This window comes from Paralcaligenes sp. KSB-10 (assembly GCF_021266465.1).
Classification (GTDB): Bacteria; Pseudomonadota; Gammaproteobacteria; order Burkholderiales; family Burkholderiaceae_B.
Genome location: NZ_CP089848.1, coordinates 2,361,395 through 2,385,790, shown reverse-complemented (window position 1 = coordinate 2,385,790; position 24,396 = coordinate 2,361,395). Strand labels below are relative to the sequence as shown.

The following is a 24,396-nucleotide window of genomic DNA, read 5'->3' as shown; positions in this document are numbered from 1 at the left end:
TATCTGGCTTAATCGATACCCCGTGCCCGATTTCGGACAAATTCGCTGCGCCAGTGTTCGAAGCTGCCGGCGGCGATCGCATCGCGCATTTCCTGCATCAGATTCAGGTAATAGTGCAGGTTATGCACTGTATTGAGGCGGGCGCCGGTAATTTCGTTGGCGCGCTGCAGGTGATGCAGGTAAGCGCGCGAAAAATGCGTGCAAGTATGGCATGAACATGTGGAGTCGAGGGGGCGGGTGTCGTCGCGATAGCGGGCGTTGCGTATTTTAATATCGCCGAACCGGGTGAATAGCCAGCCGTTGCGGGCATTGCGCGTGGGCATCACGCAATCGAACATGTCGACGCCGCGGCTGACTCCCTCGACCAGATCCTCGGGAGTGCCTACCCCCATCAGGTAGCGGGGCGCCTGCGCGGGAAGCCGTGGGGCTACATGCGCCAGTACGCGCATCATTTCTTCTTTGGGCTCCCCGACCGACAATCCGCCGATGGCGTAGCCGTGAAAGCCGATATCGGTCAGGCCTGCCAGCGACTCATCGCGCAGGTTTTCGAACATGCCGCCCTGGACGATGCCGAACAGCGCATTGGGGTTCTGCAGGGCGTCGAAAGCGACGCGCGAGCGTTGGGCCCAGCGCAGCGACATGCGCATCGATTGGGCCGCTTCGTCGGACGTGGCCGGGCGCCCGTCTATGGTGTAGGGGGTGCATTCGTCGAACACCATGGCTATATCGGAATTCAGCGCCCGCTGGATGCGCATGGACTCTTCGGGCGTTAAAAACAGCCTGGAGCCATCGATGGGCGAGGCGAATTTCACCCCTTCTTCGGTGATTTTTCGCAAACCGTTCAGGCTGAAGACCTGGAATCCGCCGGAATCGGTCAGGATGGGTCTGGGCCATTGCATGAAGCCATGCAGGCCCTGGTGCTTTTCCAGGACCTCGGTGCCGGGTCTCAGCCACAGATGGAAGGTGTTGCCCAGCACGATCTGCGCTCCGACCTCGTCGAGTTCGTGAGGCAGCATGGCCTTGACGCTGCCATAGGTGCCCACCGGCATGAAGATGGGGGTTTCCACCACGCCGTGGTTGAGCGTCATGCGGCCGCGGCGCGCGGCGCCATCGGTGGCTAAAAGTTCGAATTGCAGGCCGGTCATGACTTGGGAGTTTCTATAAACATGGCATCGCCGTAGCTGAAAAAGCGGTATCTGGATTGAATGGCGTGCGCGTAGGCGCGCCGGATGGGCTCCATGCCGGCCAATGCCGAAACGAGCATCAGCAGCGTGGATTGCGGCAGGTGAAAATTGGTAATCAGGGCGTCGACGTTGCTGAAACGGTAGCCGGGAGTAATGAACAGGCTGGTATCGCCCTCGGCGGGCCCGGCGCCGGGGGCATGCCGTGCCGCCGATTCCAGCGCGCGCACGCTGGTTGTCCCCACCGCGATGACACGCCCTCCGGCGGCGCGGGTGGCGTGAACCTGCTCCAGGGTTTGCTCAGACACTGAGTAGCGTTCGGTATGCATAATGTGCTCGCTCAGGTTTTCAACGCGCACCGGCTGGAATGTTCCCGCGCCGACATGCAGGGTAACGAAGGCTTGCTGCACTCCGAGAGCGGCCAATCGGGCCAGCATGGCTGTGTCGAAATGCAGGCCGGCCGTCGGCGCCGCGACGGCGCCGGGCTCACGGGCATACACAGTCTGGTAGCGTTCGTCGTCATCCCGCCCGGCCGCGTGCTCTATGTATGGCGGCAAGGGGGTGGCGCCGTGGCGGTCGAGCAGGTCGAGCACGCGCTCGGGGAATTCGAGTTCGAACAATTCACCCTGGCGACCCAGCACTTTGACGCTGAACGCCTCGGCTATCATCAGCACACTGCCGGCCCTGGGCGATTTGCTGGCCTTCAGATGAGCCAGGGCGATATTGGGCTCGGTGATGCGTTCGACCAGTATTTCTATTTTTCCGCCGCTTTCCTTGTGTCCGCGCAATCGTGCCTTGATGACGCGAGTGTCGTTGAAGACCAGCAGGTCGCGAGGTTTGAGTAGTCCGGGCAAGTCGATGAAACGCCGATCATGCAGGGCACCCGTTGTATCAATATGCAACAATCTGCTGCCGGCGCGTTCGGCGGCCGGCGACTGGGCAATCAGTTCGGGAGGCAGTTCGTAGTCGAACTGCGAGAGTTGAAGCTTGGGATTCACACGAAAAGTCTTGGCGTTGGGGCGCGATTCTGGACGCGCCGGGATTGAGGCTGGTCCGTATTTTAAGCTGCGGCGGCGAGTTTCTGCTTGGACACAGCCCAACTGGAGACCTTCTTTGGTTATGCTGATGGTTTTCTGGGCAGGAAATAGAGTGTCGCCATGTTTGCATATGCATTAGAAAAAGGGTTGCAAGGCCTGCGCCGCCGCGGCTTGCAATGGGCCGCCTGCGGCGCGTTGCTGTGGCCGGCGGCTGCCGCTGTCGGCCAGGGCCTGCCTGCCGAGCTGAGCAAGGCGTGGCAGGCTACCCATTTGCCTGAAAGCTCCCTGTCGCTCGTCGTGCAAGAGGTCGATGGGCCGCGCCTGGCTGATGTCAACGGCACCGTGCCGCGCAATCCGGCGTCGGTCATGAAAATGGTGACAACCTGGAGCGCCTTGTCCGGCCTGGGGCCGGACTATGCCTGGCGCACGACTTTCCTGGCCAAAGACGGCGGTCGGCCGGATGCGGAGGGCACTTTGCGCGGGCCTTTGTATTTGAAGGCGGGCGGCGATCCCCTGCTTAAAATCGAAGACTTATGGTCTTTGCTGCGCGAATTGCGCCTGCGCGGCATCAAGAACCTGTCTGAAGTGGTGGTCGATCGCTCCATGTTCGGCCAGGTTGCAACCGACCCCGGGGAGTTCGATGGGGCGGCCGACCGGCCATATAACGCCAGCCCCGATGCCCTGATGGTGGGCCTGGGAGCCGTGCGCCTGGTGTTTCAGCCCGATGCGCGGGCGCATAAGTGGATTCCCATTGTCGACCCACCGGTACCCGGCGTGCGTATCAGCGGCGATATCAAATGGAGCGGCGCGACGTGCCCCGGTTCACCCGCCATTTCCACCGACGTCAGCAATGGCGGCAAAGAGGTGATTATCCATGTCGGCGGCACCGCGGCGGGCTCGTGCGGCGAATTCAGCGTGTATCGTCTGGTCATGTCGCAGCCCGAGTATTTTTCGGCTGTCTTTCAGATGCTGTGGAAAGAACTGGGGGGCACCTTGGGCAGCGGTATTCACCCCGGTCGCGTCCCGCCCGGAGCCACCCCGGTGGTCTGGCACGACTCTGCCAGCCTGGCCGACACCATACGTCTGATCAACAAGCAAAGCAATAATGTCATGGCGCGCACGGTTCTGCTGACACTCGGGGCTGAAAAGCTGGGGCCGGGCGCCACCATGGACTCGGGCGGCAAGGCGGCCTTGGCCGTGCTCCAAGGCCAGAAGGTGGATACCCGTGGGTGGGTGATCGATAATGGTGCGGGCCTGGCGCGAAATGCCCGGCTTACCGCTGCCGGCCTGAGCCAGATGCTCGGCGTCGTGTGGCATTCGCCCATGATGTCCGAATTCATGTCGTCTCTGGCCATAGCCGGCGTCGATGGCACCGTCAAGCGTCGATTGCGCAGCGATGAGGTCAAAGGCATGGCCCATTTGAAGACTGGAACCTTGCGTGACTCGCGCGCTCTGGCCGGGTACGTTCTGGGGGCCAGCGGGAAACGCTATATTGTGGTCAGCCTGGTCAACGACGAACGGTCGGGGGCTGTCCGGAGCTTTGACGATGCGCTTGTTACCTGGCTGGCGGATCGCTGACCGGAGTTTGACCCATCATTTTATGGAAACACCATGCCCGTACACGAAATTCGCCATCCTCTGATACGTCACAAACTCGGTTTGCTGCGCCGCGCCGATCTCAGCACCAAGAATTTTCGCGAGATGTCCCAGGAAATCGCGGCGCTGCTGACGTACGAGGCCTCGAAAGACCTGCCTTTGGAGCCGCATACGATCACGGGATGGAGCGGCGAGGTGGCGGTGGAGAAGCTGGCCGGGAAAAAGGTAACGGTGGTGCCTATTTTGCGTGCCGGCATAGGCATGCTCGACGGGGTGCTTAGCCTGATCCCGGGAGCCAAGGTCAGTGTCGTGGGTATTGCCCGCAACGAAGAAACTTTGCAGGCGCAGACCTATCTCGAGCGTCTGGTGGGCGAGCTCCACCAGCGCCTTGCCTTGATCGTCGACCCGATGCTGGCGACCGGAGGATCCATGATGGCGACCATCGATATGCTCAAGAAGGCAGGCTGCCGCAATGTGCGGGCCCTGGTGCTGGTTGCCGCGCCCCGGGGTATCGAAGCGGTGCTGGCCCGGCATCCCGATGTGCACATTTATACCGCGTCCATCGATAGCCATCTGAACGAAAGCGGCTACATTATTCCAGGCCTGGGCGATGCCGGCGATCGCATTTTCGGTACGCGTCAAAAAGACGCCTGAGGCTTGCGCTATCTGGTGCCGGAGATCAGGCTTTCTGTGGATTTGCTAATGATTGCTAACGTTTCCTTATTTTTTGTCCAGAGCTTGGGCTGCAGAAGGAGTAGCATCAAGTTTCAATGTCTATGACGGGCGGTTTCATGCGTTTGGTTTCCCTGGCAGGTGCGGCGGTTCTGATGTGGTGGCTTGGCCTGGCGCCCGCCATGGCGGGCCTGTGCGAAGTTCCGTTCATGCACGACGGCGGTGCGGTGCAACTGACCGGGTCGGGCGGCGTGCAGTTGGGCGCCGACCTCGGTTTCTCGAACGTCAAAAAACGGGCGGCCGATGATTGCGAAGCCCATGTGCAAGGCACGGCTACATTTGGCCTGGGCGGTTTGCCGCCGGGCAAATCCAGAATCGATTACTGGATGACGGTGCGAAACGGCAAGGCCAGCTTCGAGCGTAGCGATGCCACCGGGAAACGCGTGCCGGTTCATGGCAAGTTCGATTTGCGCATGCTCGGCTTGTTTGCGTACGACCGGCCGCTGACCCGGTCGGGGCAGACCTTCCCCGCGCAGACATTTCAGATCAATGTCGATCACCAGGCCCTGCAGACTCAGCCTGTCGTGGTGCACACGGGGGAAAAAACCGTGGGTGAGCGGCAATCCATCCAGACCGCCGCGGGCAGTCAGTCGTGCTGGCCGGTTCGCTATACGCGCGTCATCGACCCCACGCAGGCTTCCTTCAACGGGCTGGTGTTGCCGATTCCAGGTATGACCTCGTCGGTCACCGACTGGTTCTGCCCCGGCGTGAACATGGTGATGAAACAGGAAAGCCAGCAGCAGGGCCTGTCCTCGGTGGTCGAGGTGTCCAGCCTGCACTAGAGGCAAGGTGTGGGGGATTTGTTTTTCCATAGCCGTTCCTGCGCTGAGCCGGGAACGAGGCGGTGCGGTTCCGCCGGTAGATGATTTCAGTAGTTCTTCCGTTTCAACCCTGTAAAGGAGCTAGTCATGGCTGCAAAAGATACCGCGAAAGATACGCAAGCAAGTGAAGATCAATTCATTGAAAGCGTTAAAGATAGCCTGGACGATGCCGAGAAGCTGTTGCGCGAGGCGGCCGACGCCACCGGCGACAAGGCGGCGGAGTTGCGGGAACGGGCAATGCGATCCCTGCGCCGCACCCGCGAAACGCTGTACGAAACCCAGGATGCTTTGCTGACCAGGGGACGACACGCGGCGCGTGCCACCGACGATTATGTGCACGACAATCCCTGGCAGGCCATTGGCATAGCCGGCTTGACGGGGCTGTTGGTGGGCATGCTGATCAGCCGTCGTTAAACCTGCCGCATTCCTGCCCGTACGCAGTGCAGGCAGGAATGCGGTTTTTAGAAAAATAAATTATGGCGCTCAGACATTCTGTAGGGGAAATGGCCGGCACGCTGCTGTCCATCGTGCGTACACGCCTCGAGCTTTTTGCATTGGAAGCCTCTGGCCAAAAGGTGCGTTTGTTCAAGCTGTTGGGCATGGCGTTTGCGGCATTGCTGTTTTCAAGTTTGGCGATTCTGGTTTTTTCCATTGCGGTCGCGTTGTACTTCTGGCCCACCGAAGAACGCTATCTGGCGCTTGGCGGACTGGCGCTGGTGTATGGTCTGCTGGGCCTGGGGTTTTTCTGGGCGGTGCGGCAGGCATTGCTGTACGGGCCCACGCCGTTTGCGGCAACGCTCGATGAGTTGAGGCGCGACGTGGCCCTGGTGGGTCGCCTGAGCGATCCGGCCCCGGGGGCCGACGATCCGCACAAAACGGAGGCATCATGAAAGTCTTTCTTGCGGCCCGCAAGCTCCTGCGCGTCGCCGCGTGCGCGGGTCATGATGGAGGCATCTCATGAACGCCCGCGCCCAGCGCAGCCAGCAGGAATTGCGCATTGAAATGCTGCGTGCAAGGGCCGCCCTGGAACGGCAGGCGCTGCGTCGCCATGCCCGGGAGGTCGGCGAAAGCCTGAAGCCTGCTTCCCTGCTGCACGGGATCCTGCCCGCGGTATCAAACAAGAGCGTCAACTGGTTGCTCCAGGGGCTCACCCTGACGCGGCGCTATCCTTTGTTGTTGACGGGCGTGTCGGCTTTGCTGTCGGGCAGAAGGCGGGGCCGCAACTGGTTGCGCCTGGGCGCCGGCGTGCTGCTGGGCTGGCAGGTGGTCCGCTCCATGATGCCGGCCGATTCGAAACGGGCGAAAAAGAGCTGAATCGCAAGCATTGGCAGGAGGCTTGTACCCATCCTGGTCGATTCAATAGCCATCGTGTGTCGGGCGGCCACAAGGGGCTGCCCCTACGTTTTACGATAATCCCAGATCTTGCCACATGGCGTCGACCCGGGCTTTTACCGCGTCATCCATGACTATGGGGGTACCCCATTCACGCAGGGTCTCGCCTGGCCATTTGTTGGTGGCATCCAGCCCCATCTTTCCACCCAGGCCCGACACCGGCGAAGCGAAATCCAGGTAATCGATAGGCGTGTTTTCAACCAGCACGGTATCGCGCACCGGATCCATGCGAGTCGTCATCGCCCAGATGACCTCTTGCCAGTTGCGCGGGTCGATGTCGTGATCGACGACCACAATGAATTTGGTGTACATGAACTGGCGCAGCACGCTCCACAGGCCGAACATGACGCGCTTGGCGTGTCCGGGATACTGCTTGCGGATCGACACCACGGCCAGGCGGTAGCTGCAGCCCTCGGGGGGCAGATAAAAATCCACGATTTCAGGCAGTTGGCGCTTGAGCAGGGGGACGAACACTTCGTTCAGCGCCACGCCCAGCACAGCGGGTTCGTCGGGAGGCTTGCCGGTATAGGTGCTGTGGTAAATGGGTTTGCGGCGCATGGTGATGCGCTCGACGGTGAAGACCGGAAACCAGTCCTGTTCGTTGTAATAACCGGTGTGGTCGCCGTAAGGCCCTTCCAGCGCCATTTCATAGTTTTTGTCGGCGGGGCCCTTGGCGCCGTCTGGAACGACCAGCGGAGCTGCGCGCGGATCGCCGGCCGGCAGCAGATGGCCTTCAAGCACTATCTCCGCAAAGGCCGGAACGGAAAGGTCGCTGCCCAGGGCTTTGCTTACTTCGGTGCGGGATCCTCGCAGCAAGCCCGCAAACTGGTATTCGGACAGGCTGTCGGGAACGGGGGTAACCGCGCCCAGGATGGTGGCGGGGTCGGCGCCGAGCGCTACGGCGACAGGAAAGGGCGTGCCGGGATGAGTGAGCGTGTGGTCCCGAAAATCCAGAGCCCCGCCGCGGTGCGAGAGCCAGCGCATGATGAGCTTGTTGCGACCGATCAGCTGTTGCCGGTAAATGCCGAGGTTCTGGCGGCGGGCCTTGGGGCCGCGTGTAATGACCAGGCCCCAGGTCAACAGTGGAGCGACGTCGCCCGGCCAACAGCGTTGCAGCGGAATCTGATTCAGATCCACCTCGTCGCCTTCCAGCACGATTTCCTGGCAGGCCGGATTCTTGACGGTTTTGGGACTCATGTCCCACAGGGCCGCCTTGAGCATGGATACTTTGGCGAGCGCGTCGCGGAACCCCCGGGGGGGCTCGGGTTCTCGCAGCGAGGCCAGCAGTTCCCCGGTATCACGCAGAGCGCTTACATCATTCGCGCCCATCCCCCACGCGACCCGTTTCGGCGTTCCGAACAAATTGGTCAGTACCGGCATGGCCGCGGGGCGCCCGCCATGTGCCGCCTGTTCGAACAGCAAGGCGGGACCGTTGGCTCGCAGCACGCGATCGCTGATCTCGGTCATTTCCAGGTCGGTCGATACAGGATGCCGGATGCGCTTGAGTTCGCCCGCACTTTCAAGCTGCGCTATAAAGTCTCTGAGGTCACGATATTTCACAGAATCCTGCCAATTTGGTTACATTTGAATCGCAGGACTAAGGTTAACATCGACTTTACTTATTTTATTGGGCTGGGCCAGGATGGCCGACATTAGTTCGGAAAATCTACTCACTCGATCCGCCCGCGGGTTCGTAAACCAACTCGGGGAATTCGTTCACGTTTCGGCGATCTACCTCGGCATTGCAGTGTTGGTGACACTGGTGCTGAGCCTGACCGTGCCCTCGCTGCGCCTGCAGTCCCAACAAATGCACGCGGCCTTGCTGGCTACCCTGCGTCCCGACGCGATGCAGGGAGGCATGACAGGCTCGTTCGCCCAGGCCAACGACGACATGCTGGCCGCCTCGCTGCAGCCGGAAATCGAGGAACCCGCGCCCGCGGCAGGCACCGCCCCCCAGGGATCGGCCCTTCCGCCTTCCACTCCGGCCCCGGTGGCCAAAAAGCCGGTTCCGGTGCCCAAGGCCGACATTGCTTCGGCCGCAGACTTCACTCATGCCCTGCGGGCTTCGGCCGATAGCCTGTCGATTCCCAATGTGAGCAAGGCACAGTTGCAGGCTTTGCGCAGTTATATCGCCCGTAAGTACCAGATTGCCTATAACGCCGCCGGCGTGCTGATCAAGACCGCATTCACCGTGGGCAGGGAACAGCATCTCGATCCGCAATTATTGCTTGCCGTGATTGCCATCGAATCGCGCTATAACCCGCTTGCCGAGAGCCATGTAGGGGCCCAGGGCCTGATGCAGGTCATGGCCAATGTTCATAAAGACAAGTTTGCGCGGTTTGGCGGCGGGTCGGCCGCGGCCTTGAATCCGATTGCCAATATACGCGTCGGTTCGCAGATTTTGCAGGACTGCATCAAGCGGCGCGGCTCGGTCGAAGGCGGGCTGGCATGCTATGTAGGCTCTACCGGCCCCGGCGATGGCGGCTACGGCGCCAAGGTGCTGGCCGAGCGACGCCGCATTGCGCTGGCCTCGGGGATTCCCATCGGGCACAAGTAGCCTGCCGGCTTTCAAGCCAGAAAGCGTTCAATCCTGCTGATGGCTTCCTGCAAACGATCCAGCCCCGTCGCGTACGAAAAGCGCATGCTGTGGCGTGCATGGGCCGGCCCGAAATCGCGCCCCGGCACGGCGGCTACGCTGGCTTCATGCAGCAGGCGATGGGAAAAATCATCGCTGTCCTGGCTGTGCGCGCGGATATCGGCATAAATATAGAACGCGCCGTCCGGTATCGCCGGCACATGCAGGTTCAAACGCTCGAACTCGGGCAGCAGGTAATCGCGCCGTTGCTTGAACGACAGGCGCCGATTTTCATAAATGCGCATGACTTCGGGTTCGAAGCACGTCAGTGCGGCGTGTTGCGCCAGCGAGGGGGCGCAGATCGCCAGGCTTGCGGCCAGCTTTTCGATGGCCGGCACCATGGATTCAGGGGCGATCAGCCAGCCCAGCCGCCAGCCCGTCATGTGGAAATATTTGGAGAAGCTGTTGATGACAATGACGTTGTCATCAAGGGTGAGGGCGCTTTGCGGCGTGTCGCCGTAGTACAGCCCCAGGTATATTTCGTCCATGATGATAAAGCCGTCGCGCTGCCTGACCTCGGCAATCAGGGCCCGCATATCTTCCCGGGCAATGCTTGTGCCGGTCGGATTGCTGGGCGAGGCGATCAGGACGCCGCGTGTCGCAGGACCCCAGTTGGCCCTAATGTCGGCGGCGCTCAGTTGGAAACGTTGCTCCGCCGAGCAAGGGACGAGGCGCGGGGTGCCGCCCGCTCCCATGATGAAATTCTGGTTGGCCGGGTAGGATGGGTCGGGCATGAGGATTTCGTCGCCCGGGTTGATAAGCGCCATGCTGACCAGCAGCAGGGCGCCCGATGCGCCGGATGTCACGATGACCCGCTTCGGATCTATGGCCGCGGAAAAGTGCGTTGAATAATAATGGGCGATGGCCTCGCGCAGTGGTGCAATGCCGGCCGGTGGGGTGTAGCCGCTCAGTCCGGCGTGGGCGGCGCGATTCAGTGTTTCGAGAACCTGGGGCGGCGCCGTGAAATCGGGTTCGCCAATGCCCAGGCTGATGACATCCCTGCCTTGCGCATTGAGCGCATTGGCCTGTTTGAAGAGTTCCACAGCGTAGAATGGCATGACTTGTTCGGTACGCTTGGCAAGACGGGGCATAAGACTGGCTTCTCGGGCAAAAAGAATGATTGTAGAGCGACTCGCCGCTCGGCGTGAATATTTGGAATATCTGTTCGTAAGGAATCGTGGTATGCAGCCTTCTTCTCGTCGTTCTTTTCTGATGGGACGCCGCCCTTCCCAAAACCCCTGGGATAATTTCTGCCAGCGTATCCGCCGCAGCGTCGCGGGCAGTTTCTTCGACTACGGCACCGATCAGGGCGTGGGCAGCGGGCGCCTGGTTCCCCTGGAGGCAAGCGATGCGCACCATGCGCGTGCCCTGTGTGCCGAGTATGGCGTAATCATGGCTCTGGGGGGAGTGCCCCAGGTGGCTACCCCCCTGGGCCAGCCGGTACTGTGGGTGGAGCCCGGGTACGAGATGGCCGGCTTCCGGCGCCTGACGGAAGGCGGCAGTCAATGGTTCGTACAGCCCGGATGCATGCTGGGCGAACTGGAAGCGGCGGGTCTGCATCAATTCGCCGACGCGCCAGGCTACCTCACCGTGGCCGCCTGGCTGGCCGACCGCACCTTGTGCGACTGGAATTCGGGCGAAACCTTCAAGTCGGGCCTGGCCCATGCTTCGGTCCTGCTGGCCGATGGAACCAGCGCGAAACTGGGTCCGTTTGGCGAAAAAAACCGGCAGCCCCTCGAGACCCTGACGTTGCAGCGGCTGGTGCCGGACCTGTTTCAATTGGCCGGCAAGACCGAAGCGCAGGCCTGCAGGCGGCTTGCCCCCTGGCCCGCCCGCTATCGTCTCGACGCGTTGTTGCCGTGCGAGGGACAAACGGTCAATCTGGCCCACTTGCTGCTTGGGCATGGGGGCGCCTTGGGCTGGGTGGAGTGGGTGGTACTGAACGAACTGACGGCGGCTGAGTCCGCTCCTGTCGAACGTCCGGCCTTTACCACGCACCACGACAGTTCCGAAGACGAAGCCTGGTTTTTTGCCGCCGATCTGGACTCCCAGGTCAAGGCGCTGTTCGATCCTTCCGGCATTTATCCATATATGGGCCAGGATATATAGGATTTTGGCATTGTGGCCATTTATGGCCACGGCCCTGCCATTAATTTGTGGCTGGGGCTAGAATGAGCGTCTCTCACTTTAAAACAGCCTATAAAGAAACATCATGGAAGATAATATTCGCAAGGCGGCTCTTGAATATCACGAGCATGGGCGCCCTGGAAAAATCTCGGTTACTCCAACCAAACAGCTTTTCAGCCAGCGCGATCTGGCGCTGGCGTATACGCCCGGGGTGGCCGCGGCTTGCGAAGAAATCGTGGCGGATCCCGTCAATGCCTACCGCTACACCGCGCGCGGCAATCTGGTGGGGGTCATCACCAACGGCACCGCCGTGCTGGGCCTGGGCAATATCGGCCCCCTGGCGTCCAAGCCCGTCATGGAGGGCAAGGCCGTACTGTTCAAGAAGTTTGCCGATATCGATGTGTTCGATATCGAAATCAACGAAACCGATCCCGACAAGCTGGTTGAAATCATCGCCGGCCTCGAGCCGACCTTCGGCGGCATCAACCTTGAAGACATCAAGGCTCCTGAATGTTTTACGGTCGAACGCAAATTGCGCGAGCGCATGCGCATACCGGTATTTCACGACGACCAGCACGGTACGGCCATTTGCGTGTCGGCGGCATTCATCGGTGGGCTGGAGGTCGTCAAAAAGGCCATCGATCAGGTCAAGGTAGTGGTGTCGGGCGCCGGCGCGGCCGCGCTGGCCTGCCTCGACCTGATGGTCGATCTGGGTTTGCCTGTCGGGAACATCTGGATTTCCGACATCGAGGGCGTGGTCTACAAGGGCCGCAAGGTACTGATGGATCCCGACAAGGAACGCTTTGCGCAGGATACCAAGGCGCGTACCCTGGCCGATATCATTGATGGCGCCGATGTGTTTCTGGGCCTGTCCGCAGGAAACGTCCTCAAGCCGGAAATGGTGGCCAAAATGGGGCCGTCGCCGCTTATTCTTGCCCTGGCCAATCCCAGCCCCGAAATCCTGCCCGAAGTGGCTCATGCCGTGCGCGACGACATCGTCATGGCGACCGGGCGGTCCGACTACCCCAACCAGGTCAACAATGTCCTGTGCTTTCCGTATATCTTCCGGGGGGCGCTCGACGTCGGCGCCACAACCATTACCCGCGGTATGGAAAAGGCCGCCGTCCACGCCATATGCAAGCTGGCGCAGGAAGAACAGAACGAAGTCGTGGCCGCGGCCTATGGCACTTACGGAGTGTCGTTCGGTCGCGATTACCTGATTCCCAAGCCTTTCGACCCACGCCTGATCGTGCGCATCGCGGTCGCGGTTGCCAAGGCCGCCATGGAAGACGGCGTGGCCACGCGGCCCCTTGCCGACCTTGACGGCTACACCGAGCAATTGCAGCAGTTCGTGTATCGCTCGGGCTCTTTCATGAAGCCGCTGTTTTCCATTGCCAAGGGCCTGGTGCGCGATGGTGGAAAGTCGCGCATTGTCTTTGCCGAAGGCGAGGAAGAAAGGGTATTGCGGGCCGTGCAGGTGGTTGTCGACGAAAAGCTCGCCAAGCCCATACTGATCGGCCGCCCCGCTGTGCTGCAGGCCCGCATTGAAAAATTTGGGCTGCGCCTGCGGCTCGGCGTCGACGTCGAAGTAACCAATACTGAATACGACGAACGCTTCCATCAGTACTGGACCACATACTGGGAGCTCATGTGCCGCCACGGTATCAGCAAGGAAATGGCCCGGGTCGAAATGCGCCGCCGCCTGACGCTGATCGGCGCCATGATGGTGCACCTGGGCGACGCCGACGGCATGGTGTGCGGCACGGTGGGTACCTACGCCAATCACCTGCAGTTCATCGACGAAGTCATCGGCAAATCGGCCGGGGCCAGAACCTATGCAGCCATGAATATCCTTCTGCTGGCCGAGCGTACGGTGGCTTTGGTCGATACCCATGTCAACGACGATCCCAATGCTGAACAAATCGCCGAAATCACGCTTGCCGCCGCCGCCGAAATGCGCCGCCTCAACGTCGAGCCCAAGGTCGCCTTGCTGTCGCGCTCGAATTTCGGTTCCGGCAGCTCCGCTTCCGGCAAGAAGATGCGCGAAGCGCTGGAACTGATACGCGAACGCGCTCCCGAGCTTGAAATCGATGGGGAAATGCATGGCGACTGCGCGCTCGACGAAGCCTTGCGGCAACGCATACTGCCGTCCACCACGCTCAAGGGCGAAGCCAACCTGCTTGTATGTCCCAACGTCGATTCGGGCAATATTGCCTATAACCTGCTTAAAACAGCTGCGGGCGGCAATGTGGCCGTTGGCCCGTTCCTGCTGGGGGTCAATGCGCCGGTGCATATCCTGACGTCGAGTTCAACAGTGCGTCGGATCGTGAACATGACGGCGCTGACAGTGGTCGATGCCAACACTCCGCGCTAACGAAAAACCGGTATCCGTTCTCGACTCATCCTTGCCCACTGGTTTGGTTCTGACCGGGGGCGGGGCGCGGGCGGCTTACCAGGTGGGGGTGCTGCAGGGGGTGCTCGATATTCTCGACCCTGCGCATTCGGCCCAGTTTTCGAACCCCTTCAAAGTGATTTGCGGTTCGTCGGCGGGGGCTATCAATGCGGTGGCTCTCGGGTGCCACGCCAACGCGCCGCATGTGGCGCTCGATCACATTCGGCGCCTCTGGGAAAACCTGCATACCGGGATGGTCTACAAGGCCGACAGCGCCGGTCTTGTTTTCACGGGCCTGCGCTGGCTGGGCATGTTGTCGCTAGGGTGGCTGGTTCCCCATATGCGCAACCGGAATCCGCGTTCCCTGCTCGATAATCGGCCGCTTGTCGAGCTGCTTTCGGCAACCCTGGATTTCGACCGGCTGCATCAGAACCTGAGCCTGGGGCATCTGGAAGCCCTGGCGATTACGGCTTCCGGCTATACCAGCGGCGAACACCTGACGTTTTACCAGTCGCATCGCACGATACAGCCCTGGCGTCGTTCCTTGCGCCGCGCCGTGCCCTGCAATATTGACGTAACGCACCTGATGGCTTCCAGTTCCATTCCATTCATATTTCCGGCCGAGGCCATGTCCCTGGGCAGCCAGGTCGAATGGTGCGGTGACGGTTCGATGCGTCAGTTGGCGCCCCTGAGCCCGGCCATACATCTGGGTGCGAAAAAAATATTCGTAATCGGCACCGGACATCAGGACGATACCCATCCCGAATTGCGCCAGGAAGACCCCAAATATCCCACTTTGGCTCAAATCGGAGGGCAAGCTTTATCGAATATTTTCCTGGATAGCCTGTCCATGGACCTTGAACGCATGGACCGTATCAACGAACTGCTTGCGCAATTGCCCCCGAATGCATTACAAAGCCAAACGCTGCGCCCGGTGAGCACCTTGGCAATTACCCCTAGCCGTTCGCTGGATGGAATAGCCATGGAGCATCTGGATCAAATGCCGCGCGCTGCCCGTACCCTTTTTCGCGTTCTCGGTGTATCGTCGGGTTCAGGCTCGTCAACCGGTGGTGCACTTATTTCGTATTTGTTGTTCGAGGCCAGCTATACGCAAGCGCTCATTCGTTTGGGTCGTGCCGATAGCATGAGCCATGTTGAAGAAGTCCAGGCGTTTTTCAAGGAGACGTAACAATGGCCCCAGCACAGTCATTGCAAAAAAAACTGCAGAAAAGTGGTTTGCTCGACGTTTCCTCGATTTCGCAGGAAGAGGTGGTCAATGCGGCAAACACCTTGGGCATGACGGTTTTCGTCGTCGATTGCGATCGGGCCCGCAGCTGTTCGGCTGTATTGAGGGCCATTGCGAAAGCGGTCGATTTCCCTGAGTACTTCGGCAGTAATCTTGACGCCTTGTCGGACTGCCTGTGCGATACCGTGCTCGACCAAAAGATCGGGGCAGTATTGTGGCTGCACAATCTGCATTCGGGCGATCCGGTGCTGGCCGCCGACGCGGCCGCCATTGAAAGCGTGTGCGCCGATACCGTAGAGTTCGCCGTCAACAATGATCGTTATTTTGCCTATGTGGTCGAGCATGCGGGCAAGCATCCCGACCCGGAGCCTGGCGTGGCGCCAACCCCTTATGCGGGGCATCGCTCGCACGAATAAGCCTGCGTCTCAGACCCAGCTCTGCAGGGCGCTGGCCGCGGCGACCAGTGCCAGGCCCGCGGTTTCCGTGCGCAGAACGCGTGCGCCGAATTGGATGGCTTCTATGCCGTGGCGCCTGGCCAGGGCCTGTTCGTCGTCCGACCATCCGCCCTCGGGGCCGATCAAAAACATCAGGCGCCTGGTTTGAGCCCGCAGGGCTTGCGACAGCGTCTGTTGCGCTTCCGGATGGCAAAACAGGGCTTGCCGCGCGGTGGAATCAGCTTGTTCCAGGCAGGCCCGCAGCGGCATGGGCGCATCGATTGCCATGAGGCGGTTGCGACCGCATTGCTCGCTGGCCGATTGTGCAATGCTTCGCCAGTGGCGCTGGCGCTTTTCGAGACGCTCGCCGCTGAGCTGCAATACGCTGCGCTGCGCGGTAATGGGAATCAGCCGCTGCACTCCCAGCTCGACCGCTTTCTCGATGATCCAGTCCATTTTGTCCCCGGCCGGTATGCCCTGGGCCAAGGTAATTTCGCCGGACAGTTCCACTTCGACCAGGCGTTGCGCGCCCAGTTCGGCATAGCCTTTTTTTCCTTCTGTCTGCAGGATGGCAGGATACTCGCCGCCGCGACCGTCGAACAGGACGATTTCTGCCCCGGCCTTGAGGCGCAAGACCCGTAATGCGTGGTGCGCAAGCTCCGCGGGCAGTTCCAGGGATTGATGTGCGGTAAGGGGCAGGGGGCAATAAAAGCGCGATGTGGCCATGGCTGTGCTGGGAGTGCTTCGGGGCTGGCCCCGGGAAAATGGAATAGGTACCAGGCTGCTAAGGTAGCATGCGGGCATGCCGGAGAAAAGCGCGATCGCCGAGTAAAACGCCGGCGGGCAGGCTGCTTGTGCGGCCAGTGGTAAAATCCAGGGCTTTGCAAACCATATTGTTGCACCCAGGCTCTGCGGGGCTGAGTCATCTCTTGTGAGTTTTTAATGAGTCTATCGTCCGCCCAAGATTCATCCTTGGCCAATGCCATACGCGCGCTTGCCATGGATGCCGTTCAACAAGCCAATTCGGGCCATCCCGGGGCTCCGATGGGGATGGCCGATATCGCTGAAGTGTTGTGGACGCGGCATTTGCGCCATAACCCTGCCGATCCGGCATGGGCCGGCCGGGATCGTTTCGTGCTGTCGAACGGGCACGGGTCCATGTTGCTTTATTCTCTGCTGCACCTGAGCGGCTACGATCTGCCCGTAGAAGAGCTTAAAAACTTCAGGCAATTGCATTCCCGCACGCCCGGCCACCCCGAAGTGGGGGTGACTGCCGGGGTCGAAACAACCACCGGACCCCTCGGACAGGGTTTGGGCAATGCGGTCGGGATGGCCCTGGCGGAGGCTTTGCTGGCGCGGGAATTCAACCGGCCTGGCCACGCTGTGGTCGATCACTACACTTACGCCTTTGTCGGCGACGGCTGCCTCATGGAGGGGATTTCGCACGAAGTCAGCTCTCTGGCCGGCACACTGAAATTGTCCAAACTGATCGTCTTCTACGACGACAATGGCATTTCCATAGACGGTGAAGTCAAGAACTGGTTTGCCGACGATACTCCGAAGCGATTCGAAGGCTATGGCTGGAACGTGCTGCGCCATATCGATGGCCATGATGCGGCGGCCATCGACGCCGCCATTGTCCAGGCCAAACAACTGGCCTCCAAGGGGCAGGGCCCCACCCTGATCTGCTGCCGCACCGTCATAGGCAAGGGTGCCCCGAATGCGGCTGGTACCGAGAAGGTACATGGCGCGCCGCTGGGCAAAGACGAAATCGCCGCCGCGCGAGTGGCCCTGGACTGGCCGTATGCGCCATTCGAGATTCCCGCTGATATCTACCAACGCTGGGATGGCAAGCCTCGCGGAACAACGCTGCAGGCAGCGTGGCAAGATTGTTTCGATACCTACGCCCGCGCTTTTCCCGCCGAGGCGTCCGAATTGCGCCGGCGCCTGGCCGGCGAACTGCCTGCCGACTTTGCCGAGCAGGCCCGCGCGTTTGTGGCGGCCACTGCCGCCAAGGCCGAAACCGTGGCCAGCCGTAAGGCATCTCAGCTTGCAATCACCGCTTTTGCGCCGATTCTGCCCGAGTTCCTGGGTGGGTCGGCCGATCTTACCGGATCGAATTTCACCGACTGGAAAGGTGTCGTGCCGGTTCGTGCGACCACGCACGGCCTGCAGTTCGGGCGCCACATTAATTATGGGGTGCGCGAATTCGGCATGGCGGCCATCATGAACGGCATTGCCCTGCATGGCGGTTACCTGCCTTTTGGCGGTACGTTCCTGACGTTTTCCGATTATTCGCGCAATGCCCTGCGCATGGCGGCACTGATGAAGCAGCGCGTCGTGCATGTGTTCACTCACGACTCCATCGGCCTGGGCGAGGACGGCCCCACTCATCAATCGGTTGAGCATGCGGCCAGCCTGCGCCTGATCCCCAATCTGCACGTTTGGCGCCCCTGCGACACGACCGAAACGGCCGTGGCCTGGGTACAGGCCATTGAGCGGCCGGCCAGCCTGGGCATGCAGGTAAAAGACGGAGGCCCCAGTGCCTTGCTTTTATCGCGCCAGAATCTGCCTTTTGTCGAGCGCGACTCCCAAACCATGACGGCAATTTCACGTGGCGGCTATGTGCTGCGCGATGCGGCCCAGGCCCGAGCCATCATTATTGCCACCGGTTCCGAAGTGGCCCTGGCCCTGGGAGCGCAAGAGCAGCTTGCCGCCAAGGGCATAGCGGTTCGGGTGGTGTCGATGCCCTGCACTCAGGTGTTCGACGCCCAGGACGCCGCCTGGCGCGCCGCCGTGTTGCCCAAAGGCCTGCCGCGGGTTGCGGTCGAGGCCGGCGTCACCGCAGGCTGGCACAAATATGTGGGGCTGGATGGCGCCGTGGTGGGCTTGGACACCTATGGCGAATCGGCCCCGGCGGGAGTTTTATTCAAGCATTTTGGCGTGACTGCCGAGCATGTGGCGGCGGCAGTCGAACAGGTTTTATAAAACAGGAGAGCAGCAATGACAATTCGCGTGGCGATTAACGGGTATGGACGTATAGGCCGCAATATTCTGCGTGCGCACTACGAAGACGGCAAAAAGCACGATATTGAAATCGTGGCCATCAACGATTTGGGTGCGCCCAAGACCAATGCCCACCTGACGCAATACGATACGGCCCACGGCAAATTTCCCGGCACGGTAACGGTCGACGGCGATTTCATGGTGGTCAACGGCGACAAGATCCGTGTGCTGGCCCAACGCAATCCCGCCGAACTGCCCTGGGGCGATTTGGGTGTGGATGTCGTGCTTGAATGCACCGGCTTTTTCACCAGCAAGGAAAAGGCCAGCGCGCATATCAAGGGCGGCGCCAAGAAAGTCATTATTTCGGCTCCCGGCGGCAAGGATGTCGACGCCACCATCGTCTACGGCGTCAACCACGGCGTTTTGAAGGCCAGCGACACGGTCATTTCCAACGCGTCGTGCACCACCAACTGCCTGGCTCCCCTGGTTCAGCCCTTGCACCAGAAGCTTGGCCTTGTGACTGGCCTGATGACCACCATTCACTCCTATACCAACGATCAGGTTCTGACCGATGTGTACCACGAGGACCTGCGGCGCGCCCGTTCCGCCACCATGAGCATGATTCCAACCAAAACCGGCGCCGCCGCGGCGGTTGGCCTGGTTCTGCCCGAACTCAATGGCAAGCTCGACGGTTATGCGATTCGTGTTCCGACCATCAATGTGTCTCTCGTCGATTTGTCTTTTGTGGCATCGCGTGAAACTTCAGTGGACGAAGTCAACGGTATTCTCAAGGCCGCATCCGAGCAAGGGCCGCTCAAGGGCATACTCGAGTACAGCACCGAGCCGCTGGTGTCGGTGGATTTCAACCATAATCCGGCGTCCAGTTCCGTCGACGCGGGCCTGACCAAAGTATCCGGCTCGCTGGTCAAGGTCTCGTCCTGGTATGACAACGAATGGGGTTTCTCCAATCGCATGCTGGATACCACGGTGGCCTTGATGTCGGCCAAATAGGCAGTCTGCCATCAATGCAAGGGCGGGGCGACCCGCCCTTGCCATATCCGTTACCTTGGTTTGGTGCTTCTTTATGTCTACAGTTAAAACTCTTGCTTCTTTGGCTCAATCCGGCGCGCTGGCGGGCAAGCGGGTCTTCATCCGCTCCGATCTGAACGTGCCCTTCAACGAGGCGGGCGAAATCACCGAAGACACGCGCATACGCGCATCGGTTCCGGCTATACGCATGGCGCTGGATGCCGGCGCCGCGGTGATGGTCACCTCGCATCTGGGGCGGCCCCAGGAAGGGACGGTCGCCGCCGCGGATACACTGGCGCCGGTTGCCGTGCGTCTTTCCAAGCTGCTGGAAACACCGGTTACTCTGGTGCAGAACTGGGTTGACGGCGTGCGGGTCCAGGCCGGGCAGCTTGTGTTGCTCGAAAACTGCCGCTGCAATGTCGGCGAGAAAAAGAACGATGAGGCCCTGGCCAGAAAAATGGCGGCCTTGTGCGATGTGTATGTCAACGATGCCTTCGGCACGGCGCATCGGGCCGAGGCCACGACTCATGGCATCGCGCGTTTTGCGCCCATCGCCTGCGCGGGCCCGTTGCTGGAGGCGGAACTTGTCGCCCTGGCGCGCGCCCTGCATGAACCCAAGCGCCCCCTGGTGGCGATTGTCGGCGGCTCGAAAGTATCGACCAAGCTGTCGATTCTGCAATCGCTGGCCGAGAAGGTGGATCAATTGGTGGTGGGCGGAGGGATCGCCAACACGTTCATGCTGGCCGCGGGGTTGAATATCGGCAAATCGCTGGCCGAGCCCGATCAGCTTGGGCAGGCTCGGGCCGTAATCGACCTGATGAAAAAACGCGGCGCCGCCGTGCCGATTCCGGTCGATGTGGTGTGCGCGAAGTCGTTTGGCGCCGATGCCCACGCCAGCGTCAAGCCGGCCGATCGAGTGGCCGACGACGATCTGATTCTTGACATAGGGCCTGCAACAACCGGGCAGCTGGCCGAAATTATCAGGAATGCGGGAACCATAGTCTGGAACGGCCCAGTCGGTGTTTTCGAACTCGAGGCTTTTGCCAAGGGTACGCAGGGCGTGGCCAGAGCGGTAGCCGAATCGGCCGGATTTTCGATCGCGGGCGGCGGCGATACGCTGGCGGCCATAGCCAAGTTCCATATCGCGGATAAAGTGGGCTATATCTCGACGGGCGGTGGCGCGTTCCTTGAGTTCCTGGAAGGCAAGCCTTTGCCGGCGGTACAAATCCTGGAAGAAAGAGCGGCCGGATAAGGCTGTATAAGTCCGCGCCTCGCGGGCGGCAGGGCGGGGCCCACCCGTTTCTCACTGTGCGAATCCGTCCGTTCTACATGGGCGCGCGCCGGCTGATCAGGGCGCGGTAGCCTTCGATGGCATCGGGCCAGGCGGGTTCGAAGCCGCTGGCCCGCAGACGTGCGTTGCTCAGGCGTTTGCTGCCTACTTCCTCTGACATGGGAGCGTCGGGCGGCAGCCCGGCATCGAGCATGCGGGCCAGGGCATCGTACAGTTCGTCGATTTTGTGCGGGCGGTTGTCGGCGCCTATATAACAGGACTCGGGCCGATCCAGTTCAAGCAGATGCACCGAGGCGCGCGCCGCGTCGTCGATATGAAAGCGGTTGGCCCAGTGCGCGGCCTGTCGCGGCACCGTGACCTTGCCCAGCCTCAGGCGTTCGAGCAGTGCCACGCGGCCCGGGCCGTACAGGCCGGCAAGGCGAAAACGGATGGCGCAGGGTACTTCGGCAGCCAGCCAGCGTTCGGCTTCCATCAGTACCTCGCCATTAAAACCGCGGGGATCGGGCGGCGTGGCCTCATCGACCCAGGCCTGCTCATCGGGGCCGTAGACGGCGCTGGACGAAATGAACAGGAATCGTTGCAGTGTCTGGTGGTTCAGGGCGGCGAGCAGATGCTGCAAGCCTTGCATGAAAACGGCCCTGTAGGCGGCTTCGTTGCGGCGATCGGGCGTAGGGGCGTAAATGACGTGGCTGAGGTCGGCGGGCAGGCAGTCCAGGTCTTCTGTCAGGTCGCCGGCCAGCCACTGTATGCCGGAAAGCGAATCTTTGGGAGGGTGGCGTCGCAGGCCCCAGACCGCATCTCCTTGTTTCAGCAGCAATTGCGCGGCGCGCAGGCACAGGTCGCCGGCACCGGCCAGTAAAACGCGTTTACCTGCCATTTTTTTCCTTGAGAATGTATCCGTGCACTGTTCCAGAGTGGGCCGCGACGATATTGCCCGCCGTGCAGGGTGAGACGAGGCGATACTGATAAACTATATTTTAGTTCGGTTTTCAGATGGACCCGTAGCGCGGACAATACCGCGCACACGGCAAGCAAAGCCGGCACAGAATGCCGCGCTTTGTGAATACTTATTCAAGAGACAAGACTCATGACGTACCAAAATTTCATTGCCAATCGCTGGGTAAGTGCGCAGAGCGGCGAAACCCTGCCCGTTATCGATCCTTCCGATGGCCAGGCTTTTTCCACGATTGCCCGTTCGCGCGAGGCCGATATCGATGCCGCTGTGCTGGCTGCGCGGGCAGCCAGCGAAGGCGTCTGGGGGAAAATGCCTCCGGCCGAACGCAGCCGCCTGCTGTTGCGCTTCAGTGTGGCGCTGCAGGATCGCCAGGAGCAATTGGCGCAAATCGAATCCAGAGACACTGGCAAGCCGCTTAAACAGGCCCGGGCCGACGCGGCCGCCGTGGCGCGCTATTTCGAGTTTTACGGCGGGGCGGTGGACAAGCTGCACGGCTCGACGATTCCGTATCCCCAGGATTACACCGTCTTGACCCTACGCGAGCCGCATGGCGTAACCGGGCATATCATCCCATGGAATTACCCCCTGCAGATTTTCGGCCGCAGCGTGGGGGCCGCTTTGGCCGCCGGCAATGCCTGCGTGGTCAAACCGGCCGAAGACGCTTGCGTGTCCTTGCTGGAGCTGGCGCAAATCGCGCTGGATGTCGGCCTGCCCGCCGGGGCGCTGAATATCTGTACCGGTTTGGGCGCCGAGGCGGGAGCCGCCCTGTCGGCTCATCCGGGTATCGATCATATTTCGTTTACAGGCTCGCCCCAAACCGGCAAGCAAGTGGCCCAGGCTGCCGCCGGGCATTTTGCCCCGGTTACGCTGGAACTGGGCGGCAAGTCGCCGCAGATCGTTTTTGCCGATGCCGATATCGATGCGGCCTTGCCCGTCCTTCTCAATGCCATAGTGCAAAACGCCGGCCAGACGTGTTCGGCCGGCAGCCGTTTGCTGATCCAGCGTCCCTTGTACTCGACGCTGATCGAGCGCCTGTCCGAACTCTTTGCGTGTACTCGCACCGGGCCGGCCGGTGAAAATCTGGATTGCGGGCCGCTGATCAGCGCCAAACAACTGGCGCGCGTGCGAGGCTTTCTGGATGAGGCCGACGCGGCGGCGATCACGGTTGCGGCGCGCGGCACGCTTGAAGCCTCGGCCCCTGCCAGTGGGTTTTATCAGCCGCCGGTGCTGTTGAGCAATGTGCCGCCTGATCATCGCTTGGCTCAGGAAGAGATTTTCGGCCCGGTGCTGGCGGCCATTTCGTTCGAGCATGAAGCCGACGCGCTGCGCCTGGCCAACAATACGCCGTTTGGCCTGGTGGCCGGCGTCTGGACGCAAGATGGCGCGCGCCAGATGCGGATGGCGCGCCAGGTACGGGCCGGGCAGGTTTTTGTCAATAATTACGGTGCGGGCGGCGGGGTGGAACTGCCCTTCGGCGGTACCGGACAATCGGGTTTCGGTCGTGAAAAGGGCTTCGAGGCCCTCTATGGATTTACCACGGTCAAGACCATAGCGATCAAACACTAATACATATCGAGGGAAGCAGGCATGCGTTTGGAAGGAAAAGTGGCAATAGTGACAGGGGCGGGCTCGGGTTTTGGCGCCGGTATCGCTCATACCTTCGCGCGCGAGGGCGCGCGTGTGGTGGTAGCGGATATTCACGAAGAGCATGGCCGGGCCGTGCTCGAACAGATACGCCAGGCTGGCGGCGATGCCGTATTCGCGGCGGCCGATGTGGCCGACGGGGCCAGTGTGGCAAACTTGCTGGAAGAAACGCTCAAGGCTTTCGGCGCATTGCATTGCGTGGTCAATAACGCCGGTACTACACACAAGAACAAGCCTTTGCTCGATATCACCGAGCAGGAGTTCGACCGGGTGTTCAACGTCAATGTCAAAAGCATTTTCTGGACTGCCAAGCATATGGTGCCTTATTTCCGTGGGCACGGCGGCGGCTCTTTCGTCAATATTGCCTCGACGGCCGCGATCCGCCCGCGCCCCGGGCTGGTCTGGTACAACAGCACCAAAGGCGCGGTCGTAACGGCCAGCAAGGCGATGGCGGCCGAACTCGGCAAAGACAATATCCGTGTCAATTGCGTCAATCCCGTTATCGGCGCCACCGGCCTGGTTGAAGATTTCATGGGCATGCCCGATACGCCCGCCAATCGCGAGCGGTTTCTGGCGGGTATTCCGATGGGGCGATTTTCCACGCCCCAGGACATTGCCAATGCGGCCCTGTATTTTGCGTCCGACGAGGCGGCTTTTGTCACCGGTGCGTGCCTGGAGGTCGACGGCGGCCGCTGTGTGTAAATCGGGTGCCGCAAGTGCCATTCCCTGCACTGAATCTTATTGATACCCAAAGACGGTATCTACGGAGCGAGGGGCCGACGCCGTTGGTTTTTACAGGGGCGGCCCTATGGAGGGGAAGGCCGGCGTCATGGGTGTTTGCAGGGGCGGCTCTTGTGGTCGCCCGTTTTTCTCAGGAA

General features: G+C 61.0%; 22 protein-coding genes. 16 read left to right on the top strand and 6 right to left on the bottom strand.

Annotated features, from left to right (window positions below):
- Nucleotides 1–8: 8 nt before the first annotated feature.
- Nucleotides 9–1,145, bottom strand: a complete 1,137-nt coding sequence (tgt, locus tag LSG25_RS10800; protein WP_232740947.1) for a tRNA guanosine(34) transglycosylase Tgt — start codon at nucleotides 1,143–1,145, stop codon at nucleotides 9–11.
- The gene (gene queA, locus LSG25_RS10795) at nucleotides 1,142–2,179 is read right to left on the bottom strand and encodes a tRNA preQ1(34) S-adenosylmethionine ribosyltransferase-isomerase QueA (protein WP_232740946.1); all 1,038 of its coding nucleotides are present in this window, start codon (nucleotides 2,177–2,179) and stop codon (nucleotides 1,142–1,144) included. The genes tgt and queA overlap by 4 nt, the downstream gene beginning before the upstream one ends.
- A gap of 159 nt (nucleotides 2,180–2,338) precedes the next feature.
- Here queA and dacB point away from each other — a divergent pair, with 159 nt between their 5' ends.
- The 6 genes from dacB (at nucleotide 2,339) to LSG25_RS10765 (ending at nucleotide 6,681) form a co-directional block, all read left to right on the top strand.
- On the top strand, nucleotides 2,339–3,796 hold the full coding sequence (dacB, locus tag LSG25_RS10790; protein ID WP_232740945.1) for a D-alanyl-D-alanine carboxypeptidase/D-alanyl-D-alanine-endopeptidase: 1,458 nt from the start codon (nucleotides 2,339–2,341) through the stop codon (nucleotides 3,794–3,796).
- Between the two features lie 33 nt (nucleotides 3,797–3,829).
- Nucleotides 3,830–4,468, top strand: a complete 639-nt coding sequence (upp, locus tag LSG25_RS10785) for a uracil phosphoribosyltransferase (RefSeq protein WP_232740944.1) — start codon at nucleotides 3,830–3,832, stop codon at nucleotides 4,466–4,468.
- A 116-nt stretch (nucleotides 4,469–4,584) separates the two neighbouring features.
- Nucleotides 4,585–5,328: a hypothetical protein gene (locus LSG25_RS10780; RefSeq protein WP_370635848.1), complete on the top strand. Its 744-nt coding sequence runs from the start codon at nucleotides 4,585–4,587 to the stop codon at nucleotides 5,326–5,328.
- Nucleotides 5,329–5,454: 126 nt separating this feature from the next.
- Nucleotides 5,455–5,781, top strand: coding sequence for a YqjD family protein (locus tag LSG25_RS10775; RefSeq protein WP_232740943.1), 327 nt, complete (start codon nucleotides 5,455–5,457; stop codon nucleotides 5,779–5,781).
- Between the two features lie 62 nt (nucleotides 5,782–5,843).
- Nucleotides 5,844–6,257 carry a phage holin family protein gene (locus tag LSG25_RS10770; RefSeq protein ID WP_232740942.1) on the top strand — a complete coding sequence of 138 codons (414 nt, stop codon included), beginning with the start codon at nucleotides 5,844–5,846 and terminating at the stop codon, nucleotides 6,255–6,257.
- A gap of 67 nt (nucleotides 6,258–6,324) precedes the next feature.
- Complete coding sequence (locus LSG25_RS10765; RefSeq protein WP_232740941.1) at nucleotides 6,325–6,681, top strand: hypothetical protein; 357 nt, start codon at nucleotides 6,325–6,327, stop codon at nucleotides 6,679–6,681.
- Nucleotides 6,682–6,771: 90 nt separating this feature from the next.
- Here LSG25_RS10765 and ubiD read toward each other — a convergent pair whose 3' ends face one another.
- The gene (gene ubiD, locus LSG25_RS10760) at nucleotides 6,772–8,319 is read right to left on the bottom strand and encodes a 4-hydroxy-3-polyprenylbenzoate decarboxylase (protein WP_232740940.1); all 1,548 of its coding nucleotides are present in this window, start codon (nucleotides 8,317–8,319) and stop codon (nucleotides 6,772–6,774) included.
- An 82-nt stretch (nucleotides 8,320–8,401) separates the two neighbouring features.
- Between ubiD and LSG25_RS10755 the strand changes: the two genes are divergently transcribed.
- On the top strand, nucleotides 8,402–9,316 hold the full coding sequence (locus tag LSG25_RS10755; RefSeq protein ID WP_232740939.1) for a transglycosylase SLT domain-containing protein: 915 nt from the start codon (nucleotides 8,402–8,404) through the stop codon (nucleotides 9,314–9,316).
- Nucleotides 9,317–9,327: 11 nt separating this feature from the next.
- Here the strand turns inward: LSG25_RS10755 and LSG25_RS10750 are convergent, their stop codons facing one another.
- Nucleotides 9,328–10,485: a pyridoxal phosphate-dependent aminotransferase gene (locus LSG25_RS10750; protein WP_232740938.1), complete on the bottom strand. Its 1,158-nt coding sequence runs from the start codon at nucleotides 10,483–10,485 to the stop codon at nucleotides 9,328–9,330.
- 91 nt (nucleotides 10,486–10,576) lie between these two features.
- On the opposite strand from LSG25_RS10750, the gene LSG25_RS10745 reads away from it, so the two are divergent.
- The 4 genes from LSG25_RS10745 to LSG25_RS10730 all read left to right on the top strand — a co-directional run bounded on the left by LSG25_RS10745 (nucleotide 10,577) and on the right by LSG25_RS10730 (nucleotide 15,575).
- Nucleotides 10,577–11,503, top strand: coding sequence for a hypothetical protein (locus tag LSG25_RS10745; protein WP_232740937.1), 927 nt, complete (start codon nucleotides 10,577–10,579; stop codon nucleotides 11,501–11,503).
- Between the two features lie 103 nt (nucleotides 11,504–11,606).
- A complete protein-coding gene (locus LSG25_RS10740; RefSeq protein ID WP_232740936.1) occupies nucleotides 11,607–13,895 on the top strand; it encodes an NADP-dependent malic enzyme in 2,289 nt (762 codons plus the stop codon).
- Nucleotides 13,876–15,102 (top strand): patatin-like phospholipase family protein, encoded by a 1,227-nt coding sequence (locus tag LSG25_RS10735; protein WP_232740935.1) that lies wholly within the window; start codon nucleotides 13,876–13,878, stop codon nucleotides 15,100–15,102. The genes LSG25_RS10740 and LSG25_RS10735 overlap by 20 nt, the downstream gene beginning before the upstream one ends.
- Nucleotides 15,103–15,104: 2 nt before the next feature.
- On the top strand, nucleotides 15,105–15,575 hold the full coding sequence (locus tag LSG25_RS10730; protein WP_232740934.1) for a barstar family protein: 471 nt from the start codon (nucleotides 15,105–15,107) through the stop codon (nucleotides 15,573–15,575).
- A 9-nt stretch (nucleotides 15,576–15,584) separates the two neighbouring features.
- On the opposite strand, the gene LSG25_RS10725 is transcribed toward LSG25_RS10730, so the two are convergent.
- Nucleotides 15,585–16,319 carry a 16S rRNA (uracil(1498)-N(3))-methyltransferase gene (locus LSG25_RS10725; RefSeq protein ID WP_232740933.1) on the bottom strand — a complete coding sequence of 245 codons (735 nt, stop codon included), beginning with the start codon at nucleotides 16,317–16,319 and terminating at the stop codon, nucleotides 15,585–15,587.
- Between the two features lie 216 nt (nucleotides 16,320–16,535).
- On the opposite strand from LSG25_RS10725, the gene tkt reads away from it, so the two are divergent.
- From tkt to LSG25_RS10710, 3 genes are all read left to right on the top strand, one after another.
- Entirely contained in the window at nucleotides 16,536–18,581 is a 2,046-nt protein-coding gene (tkt, locus tag LSG25_RS10720) for a transketolase (RefSeq protein WP_232740932.1), read from the top strand.
- 15 nt (nucleotides 18,582–18,596) lie between these two features.
- Nucleotides 18,597–19,610, top strand: coding sequence for a type I glyceraldehyde-3-phosphate dehydrogenase (gene gap / locus LSG25_RS10715; RefSeq protein ID WP_232740931.1), 1,014 nt, complete (start codon nucleotides 18,597–18,599; stop codon nucleotides 19,608–19,610).
- Between the two features lie 73 nt (nucleotides 19,611–19,683).
- Nucleotides 19,684–20,880: a phosphoglycerate kinase gene (locus LSG25_RS10710; RefSeq protein ID WP_232740930.1), complete on the top strand. Its 1,197-nt coding sequence runs from the start codon at nucleotides 19,684–19,686 to the stop codon at nucleotides 20,878–20,880.
- A gap of 73 nt (nucleotides 20,881–20,953) precedes the next feature.
- Here LSG25_RS10710 and LSG25_RS10705 read toward each other — a convergent pair whose 3' ends face one another.
- Nucleotides 20,954–21,796 (bottom strand): NAD-dependent epimerase/dehydratase family protein, encoded by an 843-nt coding sequence (locus LSG25_RS10705; RefSeq protein WP_232740929.1) that lies wholly within the window; start codon nucleotides 21,794–21,796, stop codon nucleotides 20,954–20,956.
- A 210-nt stretch (nucleotides 21,797–22,006) separates the two neighbouring features.
- Here LSG25_RS10705 and LSG25_RS10700 point away from each other — a divergent pair, with 210 nt between their 5' ends.
- Entirely contained in the window at nucleotides 22,007–23,440 is a 1,434-nt protein-coding gene (locus LSG25_RS10700; RefSeq protein WP_232740928.1) for an aldehyde dehydrogenase family protein, read from the top strand.
- A 21-nt stretch (nucleotides 23,441–23,461) separates the two neighbouring features.
- Nucleotides 23,462–24,220 carry an SDR family oxidoreductase gene (locus tag LSG25_RS10695; protein WP_232740927.1) on the top strand — a complete coding sequence of 253 codons (759 nt, stop codon included), beginning with the start codon at nucleotides 23,462–23,464 and terminating at the stop codon, nucleotides 24,218–24,220.
- Nucleotides 24,221–24,396 lie beyond the last annotated feature (176 nt).

Coding starts and splice junctions, on each gene's coding strand:
- LSG25_RS10780 (WP_370635848.1), top strand. CDS start 4,585: ATGTCTATGACGGGCGGTTTCATGCGTTTGGTTTCCCTGGCAGGTGCG.
- LSG25_RS10735 (WP_232740935.1), top strand. CDS start 13,876: ATGCCAACACTCCGCGCTAACGAAAAACCGGTATCCGTTCTCGACTCA.
- upp (WP_232740944.1), top strand. CDS start 3,830: ATGCCCGTACACGAAATTCGCCATCCTCTGATACGTCACAAACTCGGT.
- LSG25_RS10750 (WP_232740938.1), bottom strand. CDS start 10,485: ATGCCCCGTCTTGCCAAGCGTACCGAACAAGTCATGCCATTCTACGCT.
- LSG25_RS10745 (WP_232740937.1), top strand. CDS start 10,577: ATGCAGCCTTCTTCTCGTCGTTCTTTTCTGATGGGACGCCGCCCTTCC.
- tgt (WP_232740947.1), bottom strand. CDS start 1,145: ATGACCGGCCTGCAATTCGAACTTTTAGCCACCGATGGCGCCGCGCGC.
- gap (WP_232740931.1), top strand. CDS start 18,597: ATGACAATTCGCGTGGCGATTAACGGGTATGGACGTATAGGCCGCAAT.
- LSG25_RS10775 (WP_232740943.1), top strand. CDS start 5,455: ATGGCTGCAAAAGATACCGCGAAAGATACGCAAGCAAGTGAAGATCAA.
- LSG25_RS10700 (WP_232740928.1), top strand. CDS start 22,007: ATGACGTACCAAAATTTCATTGCCAATCGCTGGGTAAGTGCGCAGAGC.
- LSG25_RS10695 (WP_232740927.1), top strand. CDS start 23,462: ATGCGTTTGGAAGGAAAAGTGGCAATAGTGACAGGGGCGGGCTCGGGT.
- LSG25_RS10725 (WP_232740933.1), bottom strand. CDS start 16,319: ATGGCCACATCGCGCTTTTATTGCCCCCTGCCCCTTACCGCACATCAA.
- LSG25_RS10755 (WP_232740939.1), top strand. CDS start 8,402: ATGGCCGACATTAGTTCGGAAAATCTACTCACTCGATCCGCCCGCGGG.
- LSG25_RS10710 (WP_232740930.1), top strand. CDS start 19,684: ATGTCTACAGTTAAAACTCTTGCTTCTTTGGCTCAATCCGGCGCGCTG.
- LSG25_RS10730 (WP_232740934.1), top strand. CDS start 15,105: ATGGCCCCAGCACAGTCATTGCAAAAAAAACTGCAGAAAAGTGGTTTG.
- LSG25_RS10740 (WP_232740936.1), top strand. CDS start 11,607: ATGGAAGATAATATTCGCAAGGCGGCTCTTGAATATCACGAGCATGGG.
- dacB (WP_232740945.1), top strand. CDS start 2,339: ATGTTTGCATATGCATTAGAAAAAGGGTTGCAAGGCCTGCGCCGCCGC.
- LSG25_RS10765 (WP_232740941.1), top strand. CDS start 6,325: ATGAACGCCCGCGCCCAGCGCAGCCAGCAGGAATTGCGCATTGAAATG.
- LSG25_RS10705 (WP_232740929.1), bottom strand. CDS start 21,796: ATGGCAGGTAAACGCGTTTTACTGGCCGGTGCCGGCGACCTGTGCCTG.
- LSG25_RS10770 (WP_232740942.1), top strand. CDS start 5,844: ATGGCGCTCAGACATTCTGTAGGGGAAATGGCCGGCACGCTGCTGTCC.
- tkt (WP_232740932.1), top strand. CDS start 16,536: ATGAGTCTATCGTCCGCCCAAGATTCATCCTTGGCCAATGCCATACGC.